At 39.9% G+C, this 23,361-nt stretch carries 18 protein-coding genes; 13 read left to right on the top strand and 5 right to left on the bottom strand.

What is annotated here, in order from left to right; translation table 11 throughout:
* Positions 1-36 precede the first annotated feature (36 nt).
* The gene (locus tag PX700_RS13045; RefSeq protein ID WP_479520921.1) at positions 37-2,322 is read right to left on the bottom strand and encodes a penicillin acylase family protein; all 2,286 of its coding nucleotides are present in this window, start codon (positions 2,320-2,322) and stop codon (positions 37-39) included.
* A gap of 157 nt (positions 2,323-2,479) precedes the next feature.
* On the opposite strand from PX700_RS13045, the gene ycaO reads away from it, so the two are divergent.
* The 7 genes from ycaO (at position 2,480) to folX (ending at position 11,078) form a co-directional block, all read left to right on the top strand.
* Positions 2,480-4,240, top strand: a complete 1,761-nt coding sequence (gene ycaO / locus PX700_RS13040; protein WP_024598808.1) for a 30S ribosomal protein S12 methylthiotransferase accessory factor YcaO — start codon at positions 2,480-2,482, stop codon at positions 4,238-4,240.
* 107 nt (positions 4,241-4,347) lie between these two features.
* Positions 4,348-7,707, top strand: a complete 3,360-nt coding sequence (locus tag PX700_RS13035; protein WP_479520920.1) for an ATP-binding protein — start codon at positions 4,348-4,350, stop codon at positions 7,705-7,707.
* 43 nt (positions 7,708-7,750) lie between these two features.
* A complete protein-coding gene (locus PX700_RS13030) occupies positions 7,751-8,380 on the top strand; it encodes a YceH family protein (protein ID WP_479520919.1) in 630 nt (209 codons plus the stop codon).
* A 68-nt stretch (positions 8,381-8,448) separates the two neighbouring features.
* Positions 8,449-9,279, top strand: coding sequence for an ammonia-dependent NAD(+) synthetase (gene nadE / locus PX700_RS13025; protein WP_415638022.1), 831 nt, complete (start codon positions 8,449-8,451; stop codon positions 9,277-9,279).
* Positions 9,280-9,421: 142 nt separating this feature from the next.
* Positions 9,422-10,141 (top strand): dihydromonapterin reductase, encoded by a 720-nt coding sequence (gene folM, locus PX700_RS13020; RefSeq protein ID WP_415638023.1) that lies wholly within the window; start codon positions 9,422-9,424, stop codon positions 10,139-10,141.
* 22 nt (positions 10,142-10,163) lie between these two features.
* Positions 10,164-10,718 carry a GTP cyclohydrolase I FolE gene (gene folE / locus PX700_RS13015; protein WP_024598803.1) on the top strand — a complete coding sequence of 185 codons (555 nt, stop codon included), beginning with the start codon at positions 10,164-10,166 and terminating at the stop codon, positions 10,716-10,718.
* A gap of 3 nt (positions 10,719-10,721) precedes the next feature.
* Positions 10,722-11,078, top strand: a complete 357-nt coding sequence (gene folX, locus PX700_RS13010; protein WP_007377309.1) for a dihydroneopterin triphosphate 2'-epimerase — start codon at positions 10,722-10,724, stop codon at positions 11,076-11,078.
* A 16-nt stretch (positions 11,079-11,094) separates the two neighbouring features.
* Here folX and PX700_RS13005 read toward each other — a convergent pair whose 3' ends face one another.
* Together PX700_RS13005 and PX700_RS13000 are read right to left on the bottom strand one after the other, a co-directional pair.
* Positions 11,095-11,529: a YqaA family protein gene (locus tag PX700_RS13005; RefSeq protein ID WP_479520918.1), complete on the bottom strand. Its 435-nt coding sequence runs from the start codon at positions 11,527-11,529 to the stop codon at positions 11,095-11,097.
* 227 nt (positions 11,530-11,756) lie between these two features.
* The gene (locus tag PX700_RS13000) at positions 11,757-12,122 is read right to left on the bottom strand and encodes a DUF4870 domain-containing protein (protein ID WP_479520917.1); all 366 of its coding nucleotides are present in this window, start codon (positions 12,120-12,122) and stop codon (positions 11,757-11,759) included.
* Between the two features lie 185 nt (positions 12,123-12,307).
* Between PX700_RS13000 and PX700_RS12995 the strand changes: the two genes are divergently transcribed.
* The 4 genes from PX700_RS12995 (at position 12,308) to PX700_RS12980 (ending at position 16,040) form a co-directional block, all read left to right on the top strand.
* On the top strand, positions 12,308-13,009 hold the full coding sequence (locus tag PX700_RS12995) for a spondin domain-containing protein (RefSeq protein WP_166377899.1): 702 nt from the start codon (positions 12,308-12,310) through the stop codon (positions 13,007-13,009).
* Between the two features lie 10 nt (positions 13,010-13,019).
* Positions 13,020-13,754, top strand: a complete 735-nt coding sequence (locus PX700_RS12990; protein ID WP_479520916.1) for a spondin domain-containing protein — start codon at positions 13,020-13,022, stop codon at positions 13,752-13,754.
* A gap of 62 nt (positions 13,755-13,816) precedes the next feature.
* Positions 13,817-14,542: a response regulator transcription factor gene (locus PX700_RS12985; RefSeq protein WP_479520915.1), complete on the top strand. Its 726-nt coding sequence runs from the start codon at positions 13,817-13,819 to the stop codon at positions 14,540-14,542.
* Positions 14,543-14,552: 10 nt separating this feature from the next.
* Positions 14,553-16,040 (top strand): sensor histidine kinase, encoded by a 1,488-nt coding sequence (locus PX700_RS12980; RefSeq protein WP_479520914.1) that lies wholly within the window; start codon positions 14,553-14,555, stop codon positions 16,038-16,040.
* Positions 16,041-16,081: 41 nt separating this feature from the next.
* On the opposite strand, the gene PX700_RS12975 is transcribed toward PX700_RS12980, so the two are convergent.
* The gene (locus PX700_RS12975) at positions 16,082-18,256 is read right to left on the bottom strand and encodes a S9 family peptidase (RefSeq protein WP_479520913.1); all 2,175 of its coding nucleotides are present in this window, start codon (positions 18,254-18,256) and stop codon (positions 16,082-16,084) included.
* A gap of 145 nt (positions 18,257-18,401) precedes the next feature.
* Positions 18,402-22,112: a S8 family serine peptidase gene (locus PX700_RS12970; RefSeq protein ID WP_479520912.1), complete on the bottom strand. Its 3,711-nt coding sequence runs from the start codon at positions 22,110-22,112 to the stop codon at positions 18,402-18,404.
* A gap of 229 nt (positions 22,113-22,341) precedes the next feature.
* On the opposite strand from PX700_RS12970, the gene PX700_RS12965 reads away from it, so the two are divergent.
* Both PX700_RS12965 and PX700_RS12960 read left to right on the top strand, forming a co-directional pair.
* Positions 22,342-22,812, top strand: coding sequence for a DUF2721 domain-containing protein (locus PX700_RS12965; protein ID WP_165729344.1), 471 nt, complete (start codon positions 22,342-22,344; stop codon positions 22,810-22,812).
* A gap of 90 nt (positions 22,813-22,902) precedes the next feature.
* The gene (locus PX700_RS12960) at positions 22,903-23,355 is read left to right on the top strand and encodes a c-type cytochrome (protein ID WP_479520911.1); all 453 of its coding nucleotides are present in this window, start codon (positions 22,903-22,905) and stop codon (positions 23,353-23,355) included.
* Positions 23,356-23,361: the final 6 nt, after the last annotated feature.

The raw sequence follows: 23,361 nt of genomic DNA, 5'->3' as shown, positions 1-23,361 counted from the left end.
AGTGATTATATAGAACGTGTTTAGGTATACTTTAGTTCATCGCGTAGGCTCTATTACTATTTGATGTATTAATTCTTGAGGTAATAAAGGCGTATGTTTGCCCTCTACATAGTCACTAAAACCCGCTCTATAAAATTCAGATAACGGATGCCCCGATTGCCCTCCCGGAATAGCTAAAATTGCACGTTTTAAATGACCTGGTTGAGCAATAAAGCGCTGCGATGCGCCAAAACTACGCCCTTGTACAGCGGGCATGTAACTATCGCCAAAACCTTGTGCTGTAGGCATATTTAAAAACTTAGCAAGTAAGGGGATTTGCTTTGCAAACGGATGCTCTATTACTAGCTCGTTTACCTTGCCCCACTGCCAACTTTGTACGTTATTACCAAATTGCTCGGTAAGCTTAGTAACAGTTTGGCTAAATGCACCGAGTAATTGCGCATCCCAACTTTTAAATTGTGGGTTTAACCATGTGTCGGGTTTGTTGTTAATAAGCTGCCAAACTGCGGGCTCTAAATCTCGTTTTACGTATTTAAGTGTGCCTTGCTGTTTATTTAATTGGCTTTCAATATTACTAAATAAAATATTAATGACTTCATCGCGGTAGCGCTTAACTAAGGTATACCCTATGGAGGTTGAACATGCACATTGCTGCCAATTTTCGAGCGCGGTTATATATTGCTGATTTTTGGTTTGATCGGTTTTTAACTGCTTTAATAGCAAAGCATGCCAAGGCATTAAAAAGCGAGCTTGGTTATCAAGCTGTAGTGCGTAAAAGTCGCTCTCTGCAAATGTTTGTTTTTCAAATAATCTATCGCGTATTTGGCTTGAGCGCGCGCCCAGTGCATAGCCACCATTACCAAAACGGGTATTATCTTCAGCCGACACCACGCGAGAATTACCAGTCCATAATCGCCCGCTTTGTGGGTTTTTAACAAACGGGCGTTGTAACTCGCTTTGCTGCCAAAGCGCTGAGTAGTCATCGGCATTTACACCAAGTTCGCTAGGCGTTTTACGCGCTGGTATACCGCCCATATGCTTCCACGCTGCGCTGCCTTGGCTGTCGACCACCATTAGATTTTGCACCGGTATTCCCACATCGCTTGCGACAGCAAGTGCATCATCTACTGTTTTGGCTTGCTCTAATTTTAATAACTGCATATTAACGGCATAAGGCTGGTGTGCCGCCCAGCTAAGTGCATAAGGTTTTTCGTTAATGTATTTTACAGGTCCGTATTCGCTGAGTATTAATGAGTAGTTTTCGACCTCCCCATCGGGTAATGCAATAGGTTCATCAACTTGCCATGTTTTACTGTTATCGTTTAATGCAATCCAATCGGCGGTATCTAAATAACCGTTAGTAAACCCCCATGCAATATTATTGTTAGTACCCACCACAATTGCGGGCGCTCCGGGCAGCGATACACCGGTTACCTGAGCAGGCTCTCCATTTTTTATATAATTTAACTGCGCTCTGTACCAAATTACAGGCACTGCCATCGATAAGTGCATATCATCCGACACCATACCCGCACCTGTTTTAGTAAGCGCCCCCGTAACTGCCCAGTTATTACTGCCGCGCTCTTGGTTAGCGTCAATGCTTTTAACTGTCTGTTTTATTTGAGTTGGAAAAGTAGGTATGCCGTCACTATATGGCGCTAATTTAGTGCCATCAAGTGCGGCTTGGTATTTGCTCGGTTGCGTTAAAAAATCAACCATTTGCTTACCATACGCTTGCTCAATTTGAATAAGTGCTTGGTCACGCTTAAATGTGGCACTTTGCAAATCAAGGTACATGCTAAATATAACTAATAGGCTGTCTTCACTTTGCCATGGATTTTGTGCTGCACCCGTTAGTAAATATTCAAAGCTTGAATACCCTACTTGCGCTAAGCCTTCGTTTACACCTTGAGCGTAACTTTTAAGTAATTGCTTATCTGCATCAGGCAGCGTTCGTAAAATAATTTGGCTGCGTTTGCGTAATTGATGAAAACGCATTTTTTTGTCGAGCCCCAGCGCTGCTTTACCAAATAATTCACTTAGCTCGCCTGCGGCATTACGCCTTAATAAATCCATTTGAAAAAATCGGTCTTGCCCATGCGCATAACCTAAACCATAGGCGGCGTCGTTTCGGCTATTTGCGTTTATTACTGCTTGCCCTAGTGCATCGCGCGAAATTTTTACAGGCTCTACTACTGCGTTACTACGTCCGTTTCCATCAAGGGCGGGTAAACTTAAAGTAAGTACACCATAAACAACGGCGGTACTTGCCAGTCCTAAAATCACAATTAATAACAACAAGCGTTTGATTACTTTAAACATCAACCTTTCCTTTGCACGTTTTTGACCAAGCGTTAAGGGCATATAATAACCATAGTTTTATTAAATAATAATGTTCTTGCTCGCAAAGGGTGAAATAAACATCAAAATCCACGATAATGTCGGCTCCACACATCGTGCAGAACTAGTTGAGTAAAATATGACTGAAAAAACATTTATCAAAGGTAAAGACCGCGACCTAGAATCGTCAATCTCTACCATGCAAAACAAGCTTAAAGCCCTAAACATTAATGTTGAAGAAGCGCTTTGGCTTAACCCTGTAGCTAACTGTTATTCGGTTCATATAAAAGACAGTGATTGCGGTGTTATGTTTACCAATGGTAAAGGCGCAACCGACAAAGCCTCTATTGCCTCAGCGCTAGGTGAATACTTTGAGCGTTTAAGCTGTAACTACTTTTTTGCAGACTTTTATTTAGGTGAAGAATTTGCCAATGGCGAGTTTACTCATTACCCAACCGAAAAATGGTTTAAAGTTGAAGGCGATGAAGTACCACAAGGTATTATGGATGAAAGCTTATGGGATTACTTTGACCCAGAGCGCGAACTTACCGCATCACACCTTTTTGATTTTAACTCAGGCAATATTGACCGTGGCATTTGTACCCTGCCGTACACGCGTCAACGCGATAACCAAGACGTATACATTCCAGTAAATGTAATTGGTAATATTTTTGTATCTAACGGTATGAGCGCAGGTAACACAAAATTTGAAGCTCGCGTACAAGGTTTATCAGAAGTATTTGAACGCGCTATTAAAAACCGCATCATCGCCGAAGGTATTTGTTTACCAATCGTGCCTGAAGATGTTGTTAAGCAATACCCTAAAATTCACGAAGCGTGTGAAGAACTTCGCAGCCATGGCTTTCATTTACGTATTGCCGATGCATCACTTGGTGGCAAATACCCTGTAATGAGCGTAACGCTTATTAACCCAACAGATGGTTCAGTATTTGCCTCTTTTGGTGCTCACCCATCATTTGAAGTTGCACTTGAACGTACCGTGACTGAGTTACTACAAGGCCGTCGTCTTGATCAGCTAGATGTATTCCAACCTGCAACATTTGATAACGATGAAGTAGCAACACCAGAGAACATTGAACTGCACTTTATTGATTCAAGTGGTTTGATTTCACATGATTTTTTCCGTGCAAAACCTGACTTTGAATTTGTACACTGGGACTTTAGCGGCACAACAGAGCAAGAATATAATTTCTGTACTGACCTAATTCACAGCATGGATCATGATATCTACATCATGGATTACACGCACCTAAACGTATATGCATGTCGTATTTTAGTACCGGGCATGTCAGACATTTACCCTGTTGATGAACTAATTTGGCGTAATAACAATGAAGGCGCTAAATTCCGCGAAACATTCCTATCGCTTGATCAATACGATGCCGAGCAATGGATGGAGATTTACGACAGCTTAGAAGAAGCCGGTCACAGCGATATTATTCGCGCCGCAGAATTTATTGGTTTAGCAACTGATGCCGACACGCCATGGCACACACTACGTATAGGTGAGCTTAAAGCGCACCTTTGCTTAGCTGCAGGCAGTGAAGAGGCAATCGATTGGGTAGATTGGATACTTCATACAGGCCAAGTAAATGAAGATGCAATGCGTCATTTTCGCTGCTTAAAAGCTATTTTAGAAATAAAATACGATGACGAGCGCCAATACGCTGATTACCAGGATGCGTTAGGCTTAATGTTTGGCGCTAATAACGTAACACTCGCTATTGAAATTGCCGAAGGTGAAAAACAATTTAACGGTTTAACTTTCCCTGGTTTATCGCTTGAAGGCTTTAAAAAGCATGCGGCACTACTTGATGGTTACCGCAAGCTACATGTAGCAAAGCAAAATCATTGGGCGCGTGAAGTTAGCGATAGCTAAACTACTAATTATAAAAATAAAACGGCGCATTTGTTAATGCGCCGTTTTCATTTATGTCATAAATTAGCTATAGTTAATTTGCCTAAATTAACGCCACGATGTAGCTAATGCCACCGTCTACTAATAACAAAACAAATGTTCATAACTTTAAGCTGACCTTTTGGTTATCGCTTACGCTAACTGTACTAGTTGGTGTTGTTCTTGATCGTATTAACTATAATCGTGTAAAAGATGCACATAGGTTACAGATACTCTCTGAAGTAAGTACCTATCGTGCTCAATTAGAATCTATTTTAGTTTCTAATATCCAACTAGTTCGAGGCTTAGGGGTTGCCGTCGCAGCACAGCCTAATTTACAGCAAAAACAATTTGAACAAATTGCTCAACCGCTATTTAAAACCTCAAATGAGCTTCGTAATATTGGTGGCGCTCCCGATATGGTAATTCGCATGACTTACCCCTTAAAAGGTAATGAAAAAGCACTCGGTTTAAACTTCTTAGAAGAAAAAAACCAACGCGCTGATGCAATTAGAGCCCGCGATACAAATACCATAGTTATGGCTGGTCCATTAAAATTAATTCAAGGTGACATTGCACTTATTGCCCGAGTTCCTGTTTACGTACCTCCAGAGAATCGCTTTTGGGGATTACTCTCAGTTGTTCTTAATATTGATAAAGTCTACAAAAATTCGGGTATTTATGAGCTCGAAAAAGAGTATAACGTCGCTTTACAAGGCAGACATGGGCTAGGCAAAAAAGGGGAGTTTTTTTATGGTGATCAAAATATAACAGATCAAGACCCCCTTGAGTTTACATTAAGCTTTCAAGGTGGGAATTGGCAACTTTATGTTGCACCTAAAATAGGTTGGAGCCCTCCAAACTCAGCTGTATGGCCACTTCGGTTATCGATTATTATTATTTGCGGGTTATTAATTTGGGCCTTTTTATTCTTTTTAAAAATGCTTAATCGCCAGCAACAAAATGAAAAAATGCTTGAAGCAATGAGTGACTTAGCTCAAATTGGGGCTTGGTCATTTAATTTAGAAAACAAGCAAGTTTATTGGTCAGACATGACCAAAAAAATATTTAAATACTCACTTGATACACAACCTGAATGGCCAAGTGATTTAGGCTATTTTAAAGAAGGTGAAAGCCGAAAAAAAATAGCCGGGTTAATTGAACGTGCTATAAAGTTTGGTGAAAGTTACGAAGTTGAACTTGAAGTTATTAACGCTGAAAATAAAACTATATGGGTACTCGCGCACGGCGAAGTTGAGCGAAAGAATGGCCGTAGCATTCGTATCTTTGGATCATTGCAAAATATTGATACCCGTAAAAAAATTGAATTAGAAAGCAATAAAGTTGCACTGCATAATGAAATACTCGCGTCGCTAACCGTTAATAAACTCATATTAAACGGACAACTAAGCCAATCTAAAGACATAATCACACAATCGATTTGCCAAGCATTTGACGTTAAACGTGCCAGCATTTGGTTTTTTAATGAAGATAAGAGTCAACTAAATCCGTTTGCAGTTCACAGCAATCAATTATCAAGCGACACCTTAGACCCTATTTGGCTAAGAAGAAATACTAAAGACTTTTTTAATACCATTGATCACCAAGCTGTATTTAATGCTCCAGATGCACTAAATCACCCAGTTTTGATGCCTCTAAAAGAACACTATTTAAACCCTTTAGAAATTCAAGCCATGTTATGCGTGGTTATCCCAGCCGGTAGTGGAGCTTTGGGTGTTGTATGCGCAGAGCAATGTCAGTCACCTAGAAATTGGTCTCGTAACGAAGAGAGCTTTTTAATTGCCGTCGCAGCACTTATTGGCAGTTTGCATTCAAGCCAAAAACGTATTGAAACCGAGCAACAACTCGTTACCGCTAAAGAAGCAGCAGAGCAAGCTGTTGAAGCTAAAAGTGAATTTTTGGCTAGTATGAGCCACGAAATTCGTACCCCAATGAACGGTGTTTTAGGTATGCTTAATATAATTAAGCAAACTCAATTAGATCTTCAGCAAAAGCACCATATTGAACTTGCTCAATCATCAGCTCAATCTTTGCTTAATATAATTAATGACATATTAGACTTTTCTAAAATTGAAGCAGGTAAACTCGATATTGAAAACGTGCAATTTAATTTACCTCGGTTATTAGGTGAAGTGGTTGAATCCTTTGCTTTAAAGGTAGAACAAAACAATACAAAACTTATTCTAGATGCCACTCAAATTACAGTTAGCGAAATAATTAGTGATCCTAACCGCTTGCGCCAAATTTTAAATAACTTAATTGGCAACGCGGTTAAATTTACTATTGATGGCGAAGTGCTTATTACCGCCAGAGTAGACTACACAACGGATGGCTCGTTCCTACAATGTTCGATTATTGATACGGGCATTGGTATTGACCCTAAAAAACAAGTATCGTTATTTGACTCATTCACACAAGCCGATGCTTCAACAACACGCCAATTTGGTGGTACAGGGCTTGGACTTGCCATAGTAAAACAACTGTGTGAACTGATGAACGGTGAAGTAAGCGTAAACAGCATGCAAGGTGAAGGAAGTACATTTTCTTTCACAATACAAATACAGCCTCGCTTAAGTAAAGAACAAGATTTACCGAGTCATTTAATTAAAAACAAACATATTTTAATTATTGATGAGTGCTCATTAAATGCAAATACAGCCAGCAAACAACTCAAGGTATGGGGTGCAAAGGTTAATTGCATACAAGACTATCTTGAGGTTGATGATTATTTAAATAATGTAACCACCCATCCTGAAGCCATTTTAGTTGATTACTACTTTTTTGAAAAAGCGCCGCAAACGGACATAACCGCGCTTAAAAACTTTATAAATATGCACAGTTGCAAGTTAGTTATTATGGCGCCAATGAGTTATTCACCTGAGGAGTCTAAAGTAGGTATGGAAGTCGACTGTATGATTTTCAAACCACTGACCCCTTCTGACTTGTTTGACTCACTCACGAACGATAAATACATTGAGCAACAGCTGCAACAAGCACAGCTGCAAAACAAGCTAACTAAAGCACCGGTACTTGATTCATCAGAGCCACAACTACTGCTCGTTGAAGATAATAAAATAAACCAAGTAGTTGCCTCGGCGTTATTAAAACAAGCTGGTGTGACTTTTGATATTGCTGAAAATGGGCTTGAGGCAATTGTAAAACTTAATGCAAAACAAGGTAAGCCATATAAGCTTATTTTAATGGATTGCCAAATGCCTGAAATGGACGGCTACCAAGCCACTAAAGCCATTAGAGAAGGTGATGCGGGCAAAGGTAATGAAAACATTACTATTATTGCACTTACAGCCAATGCCATGCAGGGTGATAAAGAAAAATGCCTAGCTGCAGGCATGAACGACTATTTAAGTAAGCCACTCGATTTAGCCGCCCTAAAACCTAAACTTCAACAATGGCTTGGCACTCAATAAAGGTGTAAGCTAATAAAATACGCTTACTAATTTGAGATTATTTATGCAGTTATCAGCAAATCAACAACGTATTCTTGGTTGCTTATTAGAAAAACAAAGCACAACCCCAGAGCACTATCCGCTATCGTTAAATGGGTTAGTGAATGCCTGTAACCAAAAGTCTAATCGCGATCCTGTGTTAAACCTTACAGATGAAGACGTGAAAAATGCACTCGATGAACTAATAGAAATGCGTTTGGTTACCATAGATGAAGGCCTTTCTGGTCGCGTAAATAAATACGACCACCGCTTTTGCAACACTGAGTTTAGTAATCTGCAATTTTCTGCTCAGCAACGTGCCATTGTTTGTTTATTACTTTTACGTGGCGCCCAAACCCCAGGTGAATTAAGAACCCGCAGTGCTAGGCTTGCTGATTTTAATAACGTAAATGAAGTAGAAACAGCACTCAATAAACTGATTGAAAGCGATTACGCCCGTAAATTAGAACGAGAAGCAGGTAAACGCGACAGCCGATACATTCATTTATTTGGCGAACAACAAAATAATCCCGCCGATGCCTTTGTTGCTCTACCAAGCGAAGTAATTAAAGATAAAGAGCTGAGTGATTTATTGGCAGAAGTAGAAGAATTAAAAGCAGAGCTTCTCAAAATAAAAGCTCATTTAAAACTTTAATTAATTAAGACTAAATCACATAATAAGTTTATTGCGTATCACATATTAAATTTTATAAGGAGCTGGCAATGCGCGCCGAAATTATGGCTGAAATGAAAGTACAGCCAACGATTGATGTAAATGCTGAGATAACTCGTCGGGTTGCTTTTATTAAAGCACGTTTAGTAGCAGCTCATTCGCGATCCCTAATACTGGGTATTAGCGGTGGTGTTGACTCATCAACTTGCGGCCGCTTATGTCAACTTGCCGTAAACGAGCTAAATAAAGAACACGATACTGACAAATACCAATTTATTGCTGTGCGCCTACCTTATGGCGTACAAGCTGATGAAGACGAAGCACAAATGGCCGTTGATTTTATTCAACCAAGTAAACGTATGACCGTTAACGTACAACCTGCCGCTGATGCACTGCATGAGCAAGCAATAGCTGCGGTAGTTGGCTGCGGTGAGGCTCTGCCTGAGCAAGCTCAAATAGACTTTATTAAAGGTAATGTTAAAGCGCGACAACGTATGGTTGCTCAATACGAAATTGCAGGTTTTTGCCAAGGTTTAGTAGTAGGTACCGATCATAGTGCTGAAAATATTACTGGTTTTTATACTAAATTTGGTGACGGCGCGTGCGATTTAGCTCCGCTATTTGGTTTATCAAAACGTCAAGTTCGTGCTCTTGCTACTGCACTAGGTGCCCCAGCTTTGTTAGTAGAAAAAGCACCTACAGCTGATTTAGAAAGTGACCGCCCAGGCTTAACAGATGAAGAAGCACTTGGTTTGAGCTATGAGCAGATTGATGACTTTTTAGAAGGTAAATCTGTGTCTGGCGATGTTGAACAAAAGCTTGTAAGCATTTACACGCGTACACAACATAAGCGCCAACCCATTCCGACAATTTACGATTAATGTTTTAGTAAATAAAATAAAGCAATTAACGCCTTTGAGGATTAATTGCTTTTTTGATCGACAGATCAAGAGACTGCGTATATTTTACTAAATTAACACGCTAATATTTATTAATGACCCGCCAAAGAGAACACTGCCCTATATGACATCGCCCATTTTAATTACCGGCGCAGGCCAACGCATTGGTTTAGCACTTGCTCAGCACTATATAGCTCAAGGGCAGGCTGTTGTTATTACGTATCGTACTCGCCACGACGCTGTTGATGCATTAGAGCAACAAGGCGCTATGTGTATTTATGCCGACTTTAGTACCGACGACGGTATAAGTGCATTTATAAATACGCTTAAAGAGCACACAACATCGCTGCGCGCTATTGTTCACAATGCATCAAGCTGGGACTGCGAAGCTAACAATCCTGACTTTGCAGTACTGTTTGATAACATGATGCGTATACATGCTAAAACACCGTATTTAATTAATTTAATGTGCGCTGAGCTGCTTTTAAACTATCAACAAAGTGTCAATGCACCTGCTGATATAATTCATCTTACCGATTATGTAGTTGAAACAGGTAGCCCTAAACACTTAGCTTATGCAGCAAGTAAAGCGGCACTCGATAACTTAACTAAATCGTTCAGCGCTAAATATGCACCAAACATAAAGGTAAACTCGGTTGCTCCATCACTCATTATTTTTAATGAGCATGATGATGAGCAATATCGAGCTAAAACCCTTAAAAAATCATTAATGGGCATTGAACCCGGATGCCAAGAAATTATCAATAGCATTGATTTACTATTACAGAGCCACTACATCACAGGGCGCTCCTTGCCTGTTGATGGCGGACGCCATTTAAAGTAGAACACACTAGACTGAGAAACTTATGCATGACGAATTAAAAGAAAGTTACCAAAAAATAATTACTGCTGTAGGTGAAGATGCTAACCGCGAAGGTTTACTTGATACGCCAAAACGTGCCGCAAAAGCAATGGAATATTTAACGCAAGGGTATCGCCAAACGCTTGATGAGATAACCAACAAAGCGGTATTTACGTCTGATGCTGACGATATGGTTTTAGTGCAAGACATAGAGCTTTACTCTATGTGTGAGCACCATTTGCTGCCATTTATTGGTCGCTGCCACATTGCTTACATTCCAAATGGTAAAGTATTGGGTTTATCTAAATTTGCACGTATTGTTGATATGTTTTCACGCCGCTTTCAAATTCAAGAACAGTTAACGCATCAAATCGCTAAAGCGGTTGAGGAAGTTACTGGCGCTAAAGGTGTGGGTGTTATTGTTGAAGCAAAACACATGTGTATGATGATGCGTGGTGTAGAAAAACAAAATTCAAGCATGCGTACATCAGTAATGTTAGGTAATTTTAGAAGCGATCCTAAAACACGTAACGAATTTTTGCAGCTTATTAAGGGTTAACCTATGGCTAATGCAATTATTAACGTTACTAATTTGCGCTTGCGTACGTTTATTGGCTTTAACCCCGATGAGCGTGAAAAAAAGCAAGATGTAGTGATCAATCTAGAGATACATTACCCTGCTGACGATGCCTGTAAAACGGATGAAGTAGACCAAGCACTTAACTACAAAGTGATCACTAAAGAAGTAATTAGCTTAGTAGAGCAAGGGCACTTTTTATTGCTCGAAAAATTAGTGGCTGAAATTCTTGCCGTTTGTCATTCACACCCGAGTGTTCATTACGCTAAAGCACGTGTTGATAAACCGCATGCACTGCGTTTTGCCGACTCGGTGTCGTTAACGCTTGATTGGGCTAAATAAGGTCTTAAAAACTTATTTAAAAAAGCTTTTCGAATCCTACGGCAAGGGCGATAACCGCTAAATAGCGCCCGCCTTTGCCTAGTGTTACTAACAGTAAAAAGGTACTAAATCGCACTTTAAATATGCCTCCAATCACCGTTAATGGGTCCCCCACAACCGGTAACCAAGCAAATAACAAACTATACACTCCATATTTATTAAATTGCTTTTGTGCGTTATCAAGCCCTTTTTGCGATACAGGGAACCATTTTTTATCTTTAAAACGCAGTACTTGTGTACCCAACCAGTAATTAACACAGCTTCCTAACACATTTCCAAGCGTTGCTACGCACCACATAAGCCATAAATTAACTTTACCTTGTGCAATCATTCCCACCATTATCACCTCAGAAGAGCTGGGCAGTAATGTGGCAGATATAAATGCGCTAATGAATAACGTGAGGTAAAGCATAATGCCCTTATGGCTAAACGTAAAAACCCAGCCTATAGCTGGGTTTATAATATCAATTTTATTAAAAACATGATCATTCTAGCGTATTAAATAACTCACTAACGACGTTAAAAATTATTTATATAGAACAACTATGTATCATAATTTTAGCCTTGTTATTGAGCTGTTTTCTTATTGCTATAATAGATCACTAATTTAATGCAATTGGTATAAAAATAACTGTGTGTTTATTTTATCAAATTTAAACTAAACGGGTAATTAAACTCTTTACCTTCGTTAGCTTTAATACTCGCCATTACAACCATTACAAACCCAAAAATTGCCACTAAAGGCAGTAATATTAAACCTATCACTGCAAATATTAGTACAAAACAAACAAGGTAAGTAATTGCCATCGTTATTTGAAAATTAAGGGCTTTTTTGCCATGTACGTCAACAATTGGCATTTCATCTTTTTTAATTAACCACACAATTAATGGCCCAATTATTGAGCCAAACGGCACAACAAACCCAGCAAGCGCACTTAAATGGCATAACATAGCCCACGTACGGTCATCTTTATTAGCTGGTTCAACCTGTTGATTTTCTTCCATAACACACTCCTTTTTGTTTTGTGTATGTTGCCTCTTAACTAAACAAATGTCTACTAATCAACCAACGTATTTACCTTTAAAAATCACAGCGTGAAATCTTGTGATAAAAAAGTGATAAGTTTGTGAGAGTTTCTGGAGACGATTATTCAATACTTAGCTCGAATCATCACTTACAGGAAATAATAATGAAAACTTCTACATTAACAATCGCAATTCTTTTAGCGGCAGCTAGCCAATCGACTATGGCCGCAGAGTTAGACTTAAAGGTTACTAACCTAACCAAGGGTATTCACTTTACTCCACTATTAATTACAGCACACAACAGCGAAGACACATTATTTGAAGTAGCAACGCAAGCCTCTACAGCATTACAAACAATGGCTGAGGGCGGAAATATTGCAGAGCTAGTTGCACAAGCAACTGCTGCAGGCAGTGATATGGCTGCAAATCCAGCTGAGGGCTTACTTGCACCAGCAGCATCTACAACGGCAACACTGACAACTACTGACGGTAACGAGTACCTATCTTTAACTGCAATGATGCTACCAACTAATGATGGCTTTGTAGGCTTAAACAGTTGGAAAATCCCAACAGAAGCGGGTACTTACACAATTAATTTAAATGCTTACGATGCAGGCACTGAACAAAACAATGAGCTTGTAGTTGAAGGGTCTGGCGCACCAGGTACTCCAGGCATTCCAGCAGCTCCAGGTGGCGACGCTGGCACTGGCGGTACAGGCATATTAAGTAGTGATACAAATACAAGCATCCATATTCACCCAGGTAGCTTAGGCGATGACGATTTAGAAGCCGGTAATAGCGATTTAAGCAATACAGTACACAGATGGTTAAACCCAGTAGCTCAATTAACCGTTACAGTTAAGTAGGAGCATGATTATGTCATCTACTAACAACCTCAAAAAAAGTCTACTAGTGCTTGCACTTGCAACCACACTTGCAGCGTGTAGCGATAATGATAACGACCCAGTGGTTGAAGAGCCGGTCGTTGTTGAACCTATTGTTGTAGAACCTGTAATCAATGAGTTTACTATTACTTTTAGTAACTTAACTGCAGGACAGCCTTTGTCACCACTCTCTGTCATTGCTTTTGAAGATGAAGCACCTTGGACATTCGGCACAACCGCTTCTGTTGGTTTAGAAATGCTTGCAGAAAGCGGCGCAAATGAAGAATACCTAAGTTACGAAAGTGCACTTGCTGCTGTTTCAGCTGAAGGAGGCATTGGCCCTGGTGAAACCACCACAGTAATCATTACTGTTGAAGAGCAAGAAACGCTTAATTTGTCATTTGCTGCCATGCTTGGGAATACAAATGATGCTTTTACCGGTCTTAGTTCTTTAGATGTATCAACATTAGAAGTTGGCGGTTCGTTATCACGCACTACAACTGCTTATGATGCTGGTACGGAAGCAAATACAGAAACAGCTGAAACTGTGCCAGGTCCTGCCGCTAGCGGTGAAGGGTTTAACGAAATACGTGACGATACAGCCGATATAATAACAATGCATCCAGGCATTGTTTCAAATCAAGATGGATTATCAACATCAGTACTTGGTGTTGAGCATAAGTTTGATAATCCGGTATCGAAAATAGTAATTATGCGCACGCAGTAACGTTCCAGCTTGTAATGGGGAAGTAAGGGAGCACGGATGCCCCCCTTTTTACGAGGTAATACATGCGTCACGAAAAAATATTAGTAGTAGAAGATGACAGAGAAATAGGTAAGTTAATTACCACACAGCTAACGTCGCTTAACTTACATGTTGATCATGTTGTAAGCGCAGAACTAGCCTTAAAAAAAATAGCTAAGCATCCCTACGGACTTATTTTACTCGATATAAACTTACCCCAAATGGATGGTTTAAGCTTATGCCGAAAAATAAAAGAGCATTACCCTACTACCTCCGTTATTTTACTCACCGCGCTTAGTAGCGATATGGACAGAGTTATTGGCCTTGAAATGGGCGCCGACGATTATATTTGTAAACCTTTTTTTGCACGCGAATTACAAGCCAGAGTAAAAACCCAATTACGCCACAGAGCACAGCTACTCGCTAGCCAAAATAACGACAACTCCTCCGTTGATAGCGAACAAACACTCAATGTAGGCTCACTCAATATAGAATTTAGTTCGCACCAAGTGTACTTAGGTAAACAAGCACTTAACCTTACCGCCACCGAATTTGATTTACTCGTTTACTTTGCACGCCACCCTAACCATGTATTTAGTCGCCAACAGTTACTCGATAAAGTATGGGGTTATCAACACAGTGGTTACGAGCACACGGTTAATTCACATATAAACCGCTTACGCGCCAAACTAGAAGAACACCAACAAGCGCCTATTATCGAAACCGTTTGGGGTGTTGGTTACAAACTAAACCCTAGCCAACTAAATTAAGACACCTATTATGAAATTATCTTTGTATCAAAAATTAGCGATATCGCTAGTGGTGATTTTTTGTTTTATTTGCGCACTTGTTTATGGCTGGAGCAAGCAATTAGAACTGACTTCAAAGCACCATGCAGAACAAAATCTGCACTTAGCGTTAGCTGAGCATTTAGTACAAGATAACCCATTAATAAAAGAAGGTGTTTACGACTATAAAGCGCTTGAAAACCTATTTCATACCTTAATGTTATTAGGCCCGGCGTTTGAATTTTATTTTGTAGACGAAACCGGAAAAATTCTTACTTACTCAGCAAAGCCGGGTAAAGTTAAACGCACGCATATTAGTTTAACACCTTTAAAAAGGCTGATTAACGACCCAAGCGCTGCACCTATTTATGGTGATAATCCTCGTAATAAAGAGCAACAAAAAATATTTTCAGCCGCGCCAGTATTTAATCACGATCAGTTACAAGGTTATTTATATGTAATTATTGGTGGCGAGGCTTACGACACCTCACTAAGCACTGTAAAAAATAATGATAAGTTATGGCTAGCCGCTTTATGGCTTGGCTCTGCACTCGCATTTTTATTTATTGCGATGCTTATTTTGCTACGCTTTTTTACCAACCCAATTCAGCGCTTAGCACGCGATGTTAGTAATATTGAAGCCGCAAACTACAGCCTTACCGACACAAAGCTAAGTAACTACTCAACGCAAAAAAGTAACGAAGTGCATAGTTTAGGGCGAAGTATTCAAGCCATGTTAACGCGTATTAACGAGCAGTTTAAAGCGCTTGAGCAAGGCGATAAACAACGCAAAGAGTTGCTAACTCATCTCTCGCACGACCTACGTACACCACTTGCCTCCTTGCAGGGGTTTTTAGAAGTATTAAATCAGTCGGGTGAACAGTTAAGCAAACAAGAACAACAAGAATACTTACAAGTCTCGCTTAATAATTGCGGGCAATTAAAGCTACTCATAGAGCAAATATTTGAGCTTGCTCACTTAGAAAACGGCGAAATAAGTATAAATAAAGAAACCTTTAATTTAGGTGAACTCATTTACGATTGCATGGCTAAATTTAGTTTAACCGTAGATAAAAAAGGTATTAGTTTGTCGGTAGAGCCCGCAATTTGTGACTTTCCCGTTGTTGCCGATATAGCTAAATTAGAGCGCGTGTTAAGCAACTTAATTGATAACGCAATTAGGCATACCCCTCGCGGTGGCAGCATTGCCGTACATGTAAAACGCAGTGACAATAATCAACTATTTGTGCATGTATCCGATACAGGTGTAGGTATAAAAGAAGATGAGCTGAATGCTATTTTTGACCCACACTACCAAGCAAGTAACTCCAATAAAGAAGGGCGTCAACAAGGTGGGTTAGGGCTGGCTATTTGCAGAGGATTATTAAAGCTGATGGATAGCGAAATTTACGTACAAAGTGAAATTGGTAAAGGCACTATGTTTAGCTTTAACTTGCCACAAAAAAAGGTGCTTTCTTAAAAGCACCTTACATTTTTGTTTATTTTAAATATACAAATTAACTACTTTTTAATACCCGCTAAATCAAGCATAAATGCATAGTTTAGCGCGGTATCTTCTAAGCGTTTAAAGCGACCCGATGCGCCGCCATGCCCTGCTTCCATATCTATTTTAAACAATAACTTATTGTCATCAGTTTTATAGTCACGCAGCTTAGCAACCCATTTTGCAGGTTCAAAGTATTGAACTTGTGAGTCGTGCAGGCCCGTCGTTACTAGCATATTAGGATACGCTTGCTTAGATACTTGATCGTATGGTGAGTAAGACAACATATAATCGTAGTATTGCTTTTCGTTCGGGTTACCCCATTCGCCGTATTCATTTGTTGTAAGTGGAATACTCGCATCAAGCATCGTTGTTACTACGTCAACAAATGGTACCGCTGCAACCATCCCTTTATAAAGCTCAGGTGCTTGGTTTGCTACTGCGCCCATTAATAAGCCACCAGCACTGCCACCTAACGCAAATATCTCATCTTTTGCGCCATATTTTTGAGACACCAATGCCTTAGTTACATCAACAAAATCGTTAAACGTGTTCTTTTTAGTTAGTAACTTACCGTCTTCGTACCAAGGGCGGCCTAACATTTGCGAGCCACGTACATGGGCAATAGCAAATACAAAACCACGGTCTAACAAGCTCAAACGTGAGCTTGAGAACGTTGGATCCATTGTCGCGCCATAAGAGCCATAACCATATTGAAGTAATGGGTTAGTGCCATCTTTTTTAAACGCATCTTTACGGTAAACTAAGCTTACCGGTACTTTTATGCCATCGCGTGCTGTTACAAAAATACGCTCTGAAGCGTAATTGTCAGCATCAAAATCACCTAACACAACCTGTTGCTTAAGAAGTGTTTTATCTCCGGTCGCTAAATCTACATCGTACGATGAGCTTGGCGTAGTCATGCTTGTGTAGTAAACACGTAACGTGCTGCTATCTATATCGTTATTGCCATAAGTACCAATTGTATAAGCGCTATCGTTAAAGCTCAGTGGTAACTCTTTGCCTGTTTTTAAATTACGCGCAATCAACTTTGATTGGCCCATTTCACGTTCTTGGTAAACTAAGTAGTCATTAAATAAATCAATGCCTTCGAGTTTAATATCATCGCGCGCTGGGATCACACTTTGCCAATTAGCTTTGTCGCCTGCTTTATCAATATCAACTTTCATCAGCTGAAAATTTACAGCATCTAAGTTAGTGACAATGTAGTAAGTATTCCCTAGTTTAGAAATTTCATATTCAAGCCCTGCTTCGCGCTCAATTAAACGCTTAGGCATTGCTTTAGCATCATCAGCACTTAATACCGATACACCTGATGCAGCCGTGCTGCTGTGCCAAATATAAATCTCTGACTCGTCTTTACTCTTACTCATACCCATGTAATAGCTGGTATCAGTTTCTTCGTAAATTAGCTCATCATCAGCTTGCGGTGTACCTAACGTATGACGGTAAACTTGGTAACCTAACAAGGTTTGTAAATCTTTTTTAATGTAGTAAACCGTTTTATTATCGCTTGCCCACACAATGCCACCGTTGGTGCCTTCAAGTGTGTCTTCGAGTAATTTACCGGTAGTTAAATCTTTTATTTTTACGCTATAAATACGACGACTAACAGTATCTTCGCCATAAGCCATTAAATTGCCATTCGGGCTTACATCTAAACCACTTACTGCATAATAATCATGGCCTTTAGCAAGCTCATTTACATCTAAAATAACTTGCTGATCGGTACCTGCAAAATCGCTGCTGCGTAAGTAAGTAGTGTACTCGTTATCGCCACGTGTTTGTGTTGAGTAAAAATAATCACCGTTTTTAACTGGGACTGAATCATCGTCTTTTTGAATGCGCCCTTTTAGCTCTTCAAACAACTCACTTTGCAACGTTTTAGTGTGTGCAAGCATGGCATCAGTGTATGTATTTTCAGCTTCTAAATAATTAATTACCGCTGGCGCTTTACGCTCATCATCACGTAGCCAATAGTAATCATCTATACGTGTGTCACCATGAATAGTCATTTCGTGCGGCACTTTTTTAGCAACCGGTGCAATAGCTTGTGCAACTTGAGTTGTTTTAACTTGCGTATTATTTTTTTGAGTTTCTTCAGGGGCTTGATTACAGCCACTTAAAATAGCGAGCGATAGTGCAGCAAGTGCAAATGGGGTACGTTTCATCAGTCAAAGTCCTTGTTGTTTTTTATTTTTTATTTTTTATTAAGTAGTTAAATATACCTATAAATGGCCTTTATTGTGATTTAGTTTGTGAAGCTATGTAAAAAGGGAGCCGAAGCTCCCTTTATATAACTAATTAGTTATAAAATTACTTTTGTTTACGACGACGCATAAATGCAAACGGCGCTACTAACAATGTAAGCCAAGCTAGTGAACCAGACGAACCATTGCTTTCAGGCTCTGTTGGTGTCACTGGCTGAGGATCTGCAATTGTATCGTTAACCACTATTGATACTGTTGTTTCTTCAGCGCTTGTACCTGATGCTTCACGCACTGTATATGTAAAGCTATCTTCACCTGAGAACTGTGCATTTGGCGTGTAGTCGATAGTGCCATCTTCATTGATAGTTGTTGAACCATTTGCAGGTGCAGTTACAACCTCAATAGTTGATGTCACAAGGCTACCATTTACTTTAACACCTTTATGCGCAGAGAATTCCGCATTTTCTGTATTTGATGAGGTAACTGCATCAAATACAAAGCGAGATTCAGCCATATCGTTAGCTAACACATTAATATTAACAGTTTGCTCTTCATCAACTTCCACTGAGTCTGCAGTCGTGTAATGGCTACGATCCTTTGCAAAAGCTTGATATTCAATTGCAACACTACCACCTTCAACTCGGTTAACTAAATACCCTTTACCCAAAGCTGTGCCTGTTGTAAGCGTATCTAACGTTATACCTACTTTACCATCAGCAGACTCAACACCTGCCGAGTAAGGCGCAGGTAATACAGGCACATCGATATAGTTAAATCGAATTTCATCGCTGCCTTCTTTAATAATTACTTGGAACGTATATTCTTCACCTGTTCCTGCGTAAATTTGAGCGTCATGCCATTCAACAACATAGTAAGTATCATCGCCTCCAGTCAATACACCAATGTATAACTCACCACCACCGGTAGATCCACCTGCCAGATCAAAATCAGCCCACAAAGGAGCGATAACACCATTTGGCGCAGTTAGATTTGGCATTATTTGCGGACTCCAACCATCCGAAGTGCTCACCGAGTCACCTACCGCAATAAAACCATTATCAGAGACAGTAAATGCAGAGTATTCTTTACCATCAAATATAAAGTCTGCATTAACTGAAACACTAAACTCATCACATTCATTACTACATGCGAATGCCTCAACCCCTAAATCTGGTAATGACAGAGTTCCTAAGAAGTCTTCATCATCAATTGTAAAGCCATTACGTGCTACTTGGCCTTTCCAGTTAATCTCTTTGCGATCTTCACTTAACGTAATTGTTCCTGCGCCGTTTGTTTCTGTTGCAACAGGAGTTGAACCTTTAAGTAGCTCTGCATTTTCATCAAGCTGAATATTAATTTCAAACTCATCACTGTAAACAGTATTTTCAAAGTTAACGTCAACTTTAGCTGGAGTTGAGCTATTTAATGAGTCTGCATCTACAGATACGTTTAACACGCTTGCATTTGTTGTTTCATCATCATGAATAGCGAATGGTAAATGTGCTACTTGGCCTGTTTCGGTGTTGGTCCATACAACATGACCAAAGTTCCAGCCTTTAACATCATTAAACGTTGAATCAATATCAAGGTTAAACTCAGCTACATCAGTACTTGTTTCTGTACCTTCTGCATCTGCTGAAGTAGAACCATGTGCGCCAAGCATAACGGTGCTAGGAGAAACGGTAATTTCAGCACCTTGCATATCGGTTACTACTTTTGCAGTCCACTCGCCAGCAACATCAGTCATATTTTGAACTGTGTTAGAAAAACTACAAACGCTTAAACAGCTAGGGTCAGCGTAAGAGCCATGGCCAAATGTAAGTGCAGCATCTAATGCGCTTGGCATATCTAGTCGGCCAGCACCTACATCAAATGCATCTGCTTTCGTTATAAGATCTTCTTTGTGTAAGCCATCCATTTTTGATGAGCTCATTAAAGCTGTTTTAATTTGAATTGCATTCCATTCAGGGTGTGCCTGTTTCATAAGCGCAGCAGCACCAGCTACATGTGGGCTTGCCATACTCGTACCAGTAATCGCGTTAAATGTAATACCATTACCTTCGTCAGGAGAATATGCTGATAAAATATCTGTACCAGGAGCTGCAATATCAGGTTTTAAGAAGCTAGGCTCGCCGTTAGGACCACGAGAGCTTGAGGAGTTCACTGCATCTGTAAACTTCTCTTGAATTGTACGCTTAACACTTGGATCTAATAATGCAATGACAGACTCTTCAGCCTCAGTTAATAACTCTACTAAACCTAAACCATCTTCTTGGCTAATTGATGATGCTGGAATAGTCGCATCATCCATAGACATGCCCATTGCACCGCCTGCAACATTGTTGTGGATAATTACCGCTGTTGCACCTGCTTTCTCAGCATTTGCAGCTTTGGCTGAAAATGCACAGCTACCACGAGAGATTAATGCTACAGAGTCAGCAAATGATACGCCTTCAGCAAACTCTTCACACCCTTCAAAGTTATCCGGAGCAATCACTTGCGCAGAAATAATAGGTAATGAAGTAGGGTCTGTTAATAAACCATTACTACCTTCAATACTCATGAAGGTTTCACCGGCAACCTCAATCGACTGTGAGAAAAAACGGCCCGTTTGCGTATTCGCAACCGTTAAACCAGATTCAATACAACCTGGGCAACCAATAGTTTGTGCACCGTTACCATCGTTACCCGCAGCAGTTACAACTACCACACCCGCTTCTTCAGCGGCAGTAAACAAATCACTGTATGCACTAGTCGATGGGTTACCACCGGCACCGCCGCCCCAAGAGTTATTGATAACATCAGCACCATCTTTAATCGCAGCTTCTAAAGCAGACATCAACGCAACAGTTGTACCGCTACCATTTCCATCAGCCGTATGCCACAGCGCTTTATAAGCCATTAGCTGTGCAGCAGGAGCTACACCTGAGATAGATACGTTGTTATCTTTGTACGTAATTTCAATAGGATTACCAACTGCAGTACCCGCTACATGAGTACCGTGCCCGTCATAGCCTAAAGGAGATCCAATATATTCATCTGGGTGCAGACCACTAGGTGTTGGGCCAAAAGCACGCGCCACTATTAATTTGTTATTACAAAAATCAGCTTCGCCGCCGTCTACACGACAGAAGTCTGGGTTTTCAGCAATGTAAGCAGCTTCTTCTTCACTAAACTCTGCTGCTGCAAAACCAACATCTGAAAACATAGGGTTTTCTGGACGAATACCAGAGTCAATAATAGCAACTTTAATGCCCTTACCTGCTTCAGATTGGCCGCCTAAAGACTGCCATGCTTCTACACCTTTGATCACATCGATAGATGCATCCATTAAGGTGTGGTACTCGGTATCTAAAAACACTTTTTTAACGCCTGAAAGCTGCGCCAGCATTTCTTGTTGACCTTGCTCGCCTTCGATTACGATACCGTTAAATAATGTGCTAAATGAATGTGATACAGAGCCACCAGTCACTGATGCTGCATTTTGTGCTACGCTTTTTTGTTTTGCTTTTAAGTAGCTGCTATATTTTAAAGCGGGTGCTGAAGATAGCTTAACTTTACTATCGCCGGTTACAGCTGCTGACGTTGCTTCAAGCCCTACAATACCACCTTTGTAAGTTGCTAGCGGCTCGTCTTCAAGTTGAACAATATAACGCGCTTTATTAGAAATTGTTTTATTTTGAGAGTACGTTTTAACGCTTGAAGTTTCAGGTGCATACCCTTTAGAAAAATCAGGTGCTGCAGCTACACCGTATGACATCATAGCTAAACCAATAGCAGTCGATATAGCTGTTTTTCTCATTATTATCTTTGACATTATTTCCCCTGAGGTGAGTTTTATATTATTGTACTTATTACCAATCGTAATTGGCCTATAATTAGAATATAAAACTTTACACCCATCCTGAGCAACACCTTGATTACAAACAAATTACAATCTGTGTATAAAAAGGTCACATAAAAAATAAGTTACTGATTTTTAAAGGATATATTTTATTTTTACTTTGTAAATGAGTGTAAACACATTTAACCCTTTTGAGAAAAATATGAATAGCGAAGTAATTAACATTTTAACTATGGCAAAAGTAATTCAAACGGCCGTTGCCCCCGTATTTTTAATCACAGGTATAGCAGCAACTTTAGGTGTTTTATCTAATCGCTTAGCACGAATTACCGACAGAGCGCGCTTATTGGAGCGAAGATTAAAAGTAAATACAGATGACGATTTTAATAAGTCGCTAGCAACAGAATTGCGCGCTTTATTAAAAAGATCGCGTTTTATACATATTGCTTTTAGTTTAAGTGTATTAAGTGCCTTACTTGTATGTGCTGTGGTTATGTTTTTATTCTTGTCGCACATTCAATCGATTAACTTAAGCGTGACCATTGCTTGTTGTTTTGTAGCTGCCATGGCGTTACTCATTTGTGCATTTATTTCGTTATTAGGTGAAGTGTTTTTAGCAACCCGCAGCATGCGACGAGGCATGATATTTGCCGATATAGGCATTAATGATTAACTTTTCATTAAATCTATCGTATTCGCTTGAATAAAAATGACGTTACATACAAGATATTAAATTAGGAATAATACTCAACAGGGGCAAACTATGAAATTTAAAAAAATATTAGCAGGTATAGCATTAGCTACATGTGCACTTAGCGTATCGGCAAATTCTGCATTTAAAGAACCAAGTGATGCAATTGAATACCGCCAAGCAGCGTTTTCAATGATCTCAGTGCAAATTGGTGACATGGGCGCAATGCTAAAAGGTAAAGTACCTTTTGATGCAGAACAATTTAAAATGCGTGCTAACAACGCTGCTGCACTTTCAAAAATGCCATGGGAAGCGTTTTACGAAGGAACAGATAAAGGCGACACAGCTGCACTTGCTGCTGTCTGGGCCGAAAATGCAACCTTTGTTGAAAAAGCGAATGCTTTTGCAGAAAATGCAGATAAGCTAGCGTTAGCTGCTCAATCGGGCGATAAAGCCATAATTGGTAAAGCTTTTGGCGCATGGGCTAAAGGCTGTAAAGATTGCCATAAGCAATTTAAAGATTAATTATTG

Source organism: Pseudoalteromonas sp. TP27, from assembly GCF_056470645.1.
Note: the sequence above shows the minus strand (reverse complement) of the source record. Positions and strands in the feature narration are given on the sequence as shown.

What these genes read in the sequence shown, in the direction of transcription:
- folX (WP_007377309.1), top strand. Translation starts at nt 10,722, where the DNA reads ATGGCTAATGCAATTATTAACGTTACTAATTTGCGCTTGCGTACGTTT.
- PX700_RS12980 (WP_479520914.1), top strand. Translation starts at nt 14,553, where the DNA reads ATGAAATTATCTTTGTATCAAAAATTAGCGATATCGCTAGTGGTGATT.
- PX700_RS12960 (WP_479520911.1), top strand. Translation starts at nt 22,903, where the DNA reads ATGAAATTTAAAAAAATATTAGCAGGTATAGCATTAGCTACATGTGCA.
- PX700_RS13045 (WP_479520921.1), bottom strand. Translation starts at nt 2,322, where the DNA reads ATGTTTAAAGTAATCAAACGCTTGTTGTTATTAATTGTGATTTTAGGA.
- PX700_RS13035 (WP_479520920.1), top strand. Translation starts at nt 4,348, where the DNA reads ATGCCACCGTCTACTAATAACAAAACAAATGTTCATAACTTTAAGCTG.
- PX700_RS12975 (WP_479520913.1), bottom strand. Translation starts at nt 18,256, where the DNA reads ATGAAACGTACCCCATTTGCACTTGCTGCACTATCGCTCGCTATTTTA.
- PX700_RS13000 (WP_479520917.1), bottom strand. Translation starts at nt 12,122, where the DNA reads ATGGAAGAAAATCAACAGGTTGAACCAGCTAATAAAGATGACCGTACG.
- PX700_RS12970 (WP_479520912.1), bottom strand. Translation starts at nt 22,112, where the DNA reads ATGTCAAAGATAATAATGAGAAAAACAGCTATATCGACTGCTATTGGT.
- PX700_RS13030 (WP_479520919.1), top strand. Translation starts at nt 7,751, where the DNA reads ATGCAGTTATCAGCAAATCAACAACGTATTCTTGGTTGCTTATTAGAA.
- nadE (WP_415638022.1), top strand. Translation starts at nt 8,449, where the DNA reads ATGCGCGCCGAAATTATGGCTGAAATGAAAGTACAGCCAACGATTGAT.
- PX700_RS12965 (WP_165729344.1), top strand. Translation starts at nt 22,342, where the DNA reads ATGAATAGCGAAGTAATTAACATTTTAACTATGGCAAAAGTAATTCAA.
- folM (WP_415638023.1), top strand. Translation starts at nt 9,422, where the DNA reads ATGACATCGCCCATTTTAATTACCGGCGCAGGCCAACGCATTGGTTTA.
- PX700_RS12985 (WP_479520915.1), top strand. Translation starts at nt 13,817, where the DNA reads ATGCGTCACGAAAAAATATTAGTAGTAGAAGATGACAGAGAAATAGGT.
- PX700_RS13005 (WP_479520918.1), bottom strand. Translation starts at nt 11,529, where the DNA reads ATGCTTTACCTCACGTTATTCATTAGCGCATTTATATCTGCCACATTA.
- folE (WP_024598803.1), top strand. Translation starts at nt 10,164, where the DNA reads ATGCATGACGAATTAAAAGAAAGTTACCAAAAAATAATTACTGCTGTA.
- PX700_RS12995 (WP_166377899.1), top strand. Translation starts at nt 12,308, where the DNA reads ATGAAAACTTCTACATTAACAATCGCAATTCTTTTAGCGGCAGCTAGC.
- ycaO (WP_024598808.1), top strand. Translation starts at nt 2,480, where the DNA reads ATGACTGAAAAAACATTTATCAAAGGTAAAGACCGCGACCTAGAATCG.
- PX700_RS12990 (WP_479520916.1), top strand. Translation starts at nt 13,020, where the DNA reads ATGTCATCTACTAACAACCTCAAAAAAAGTCTACTAGTGCTTGCACTT.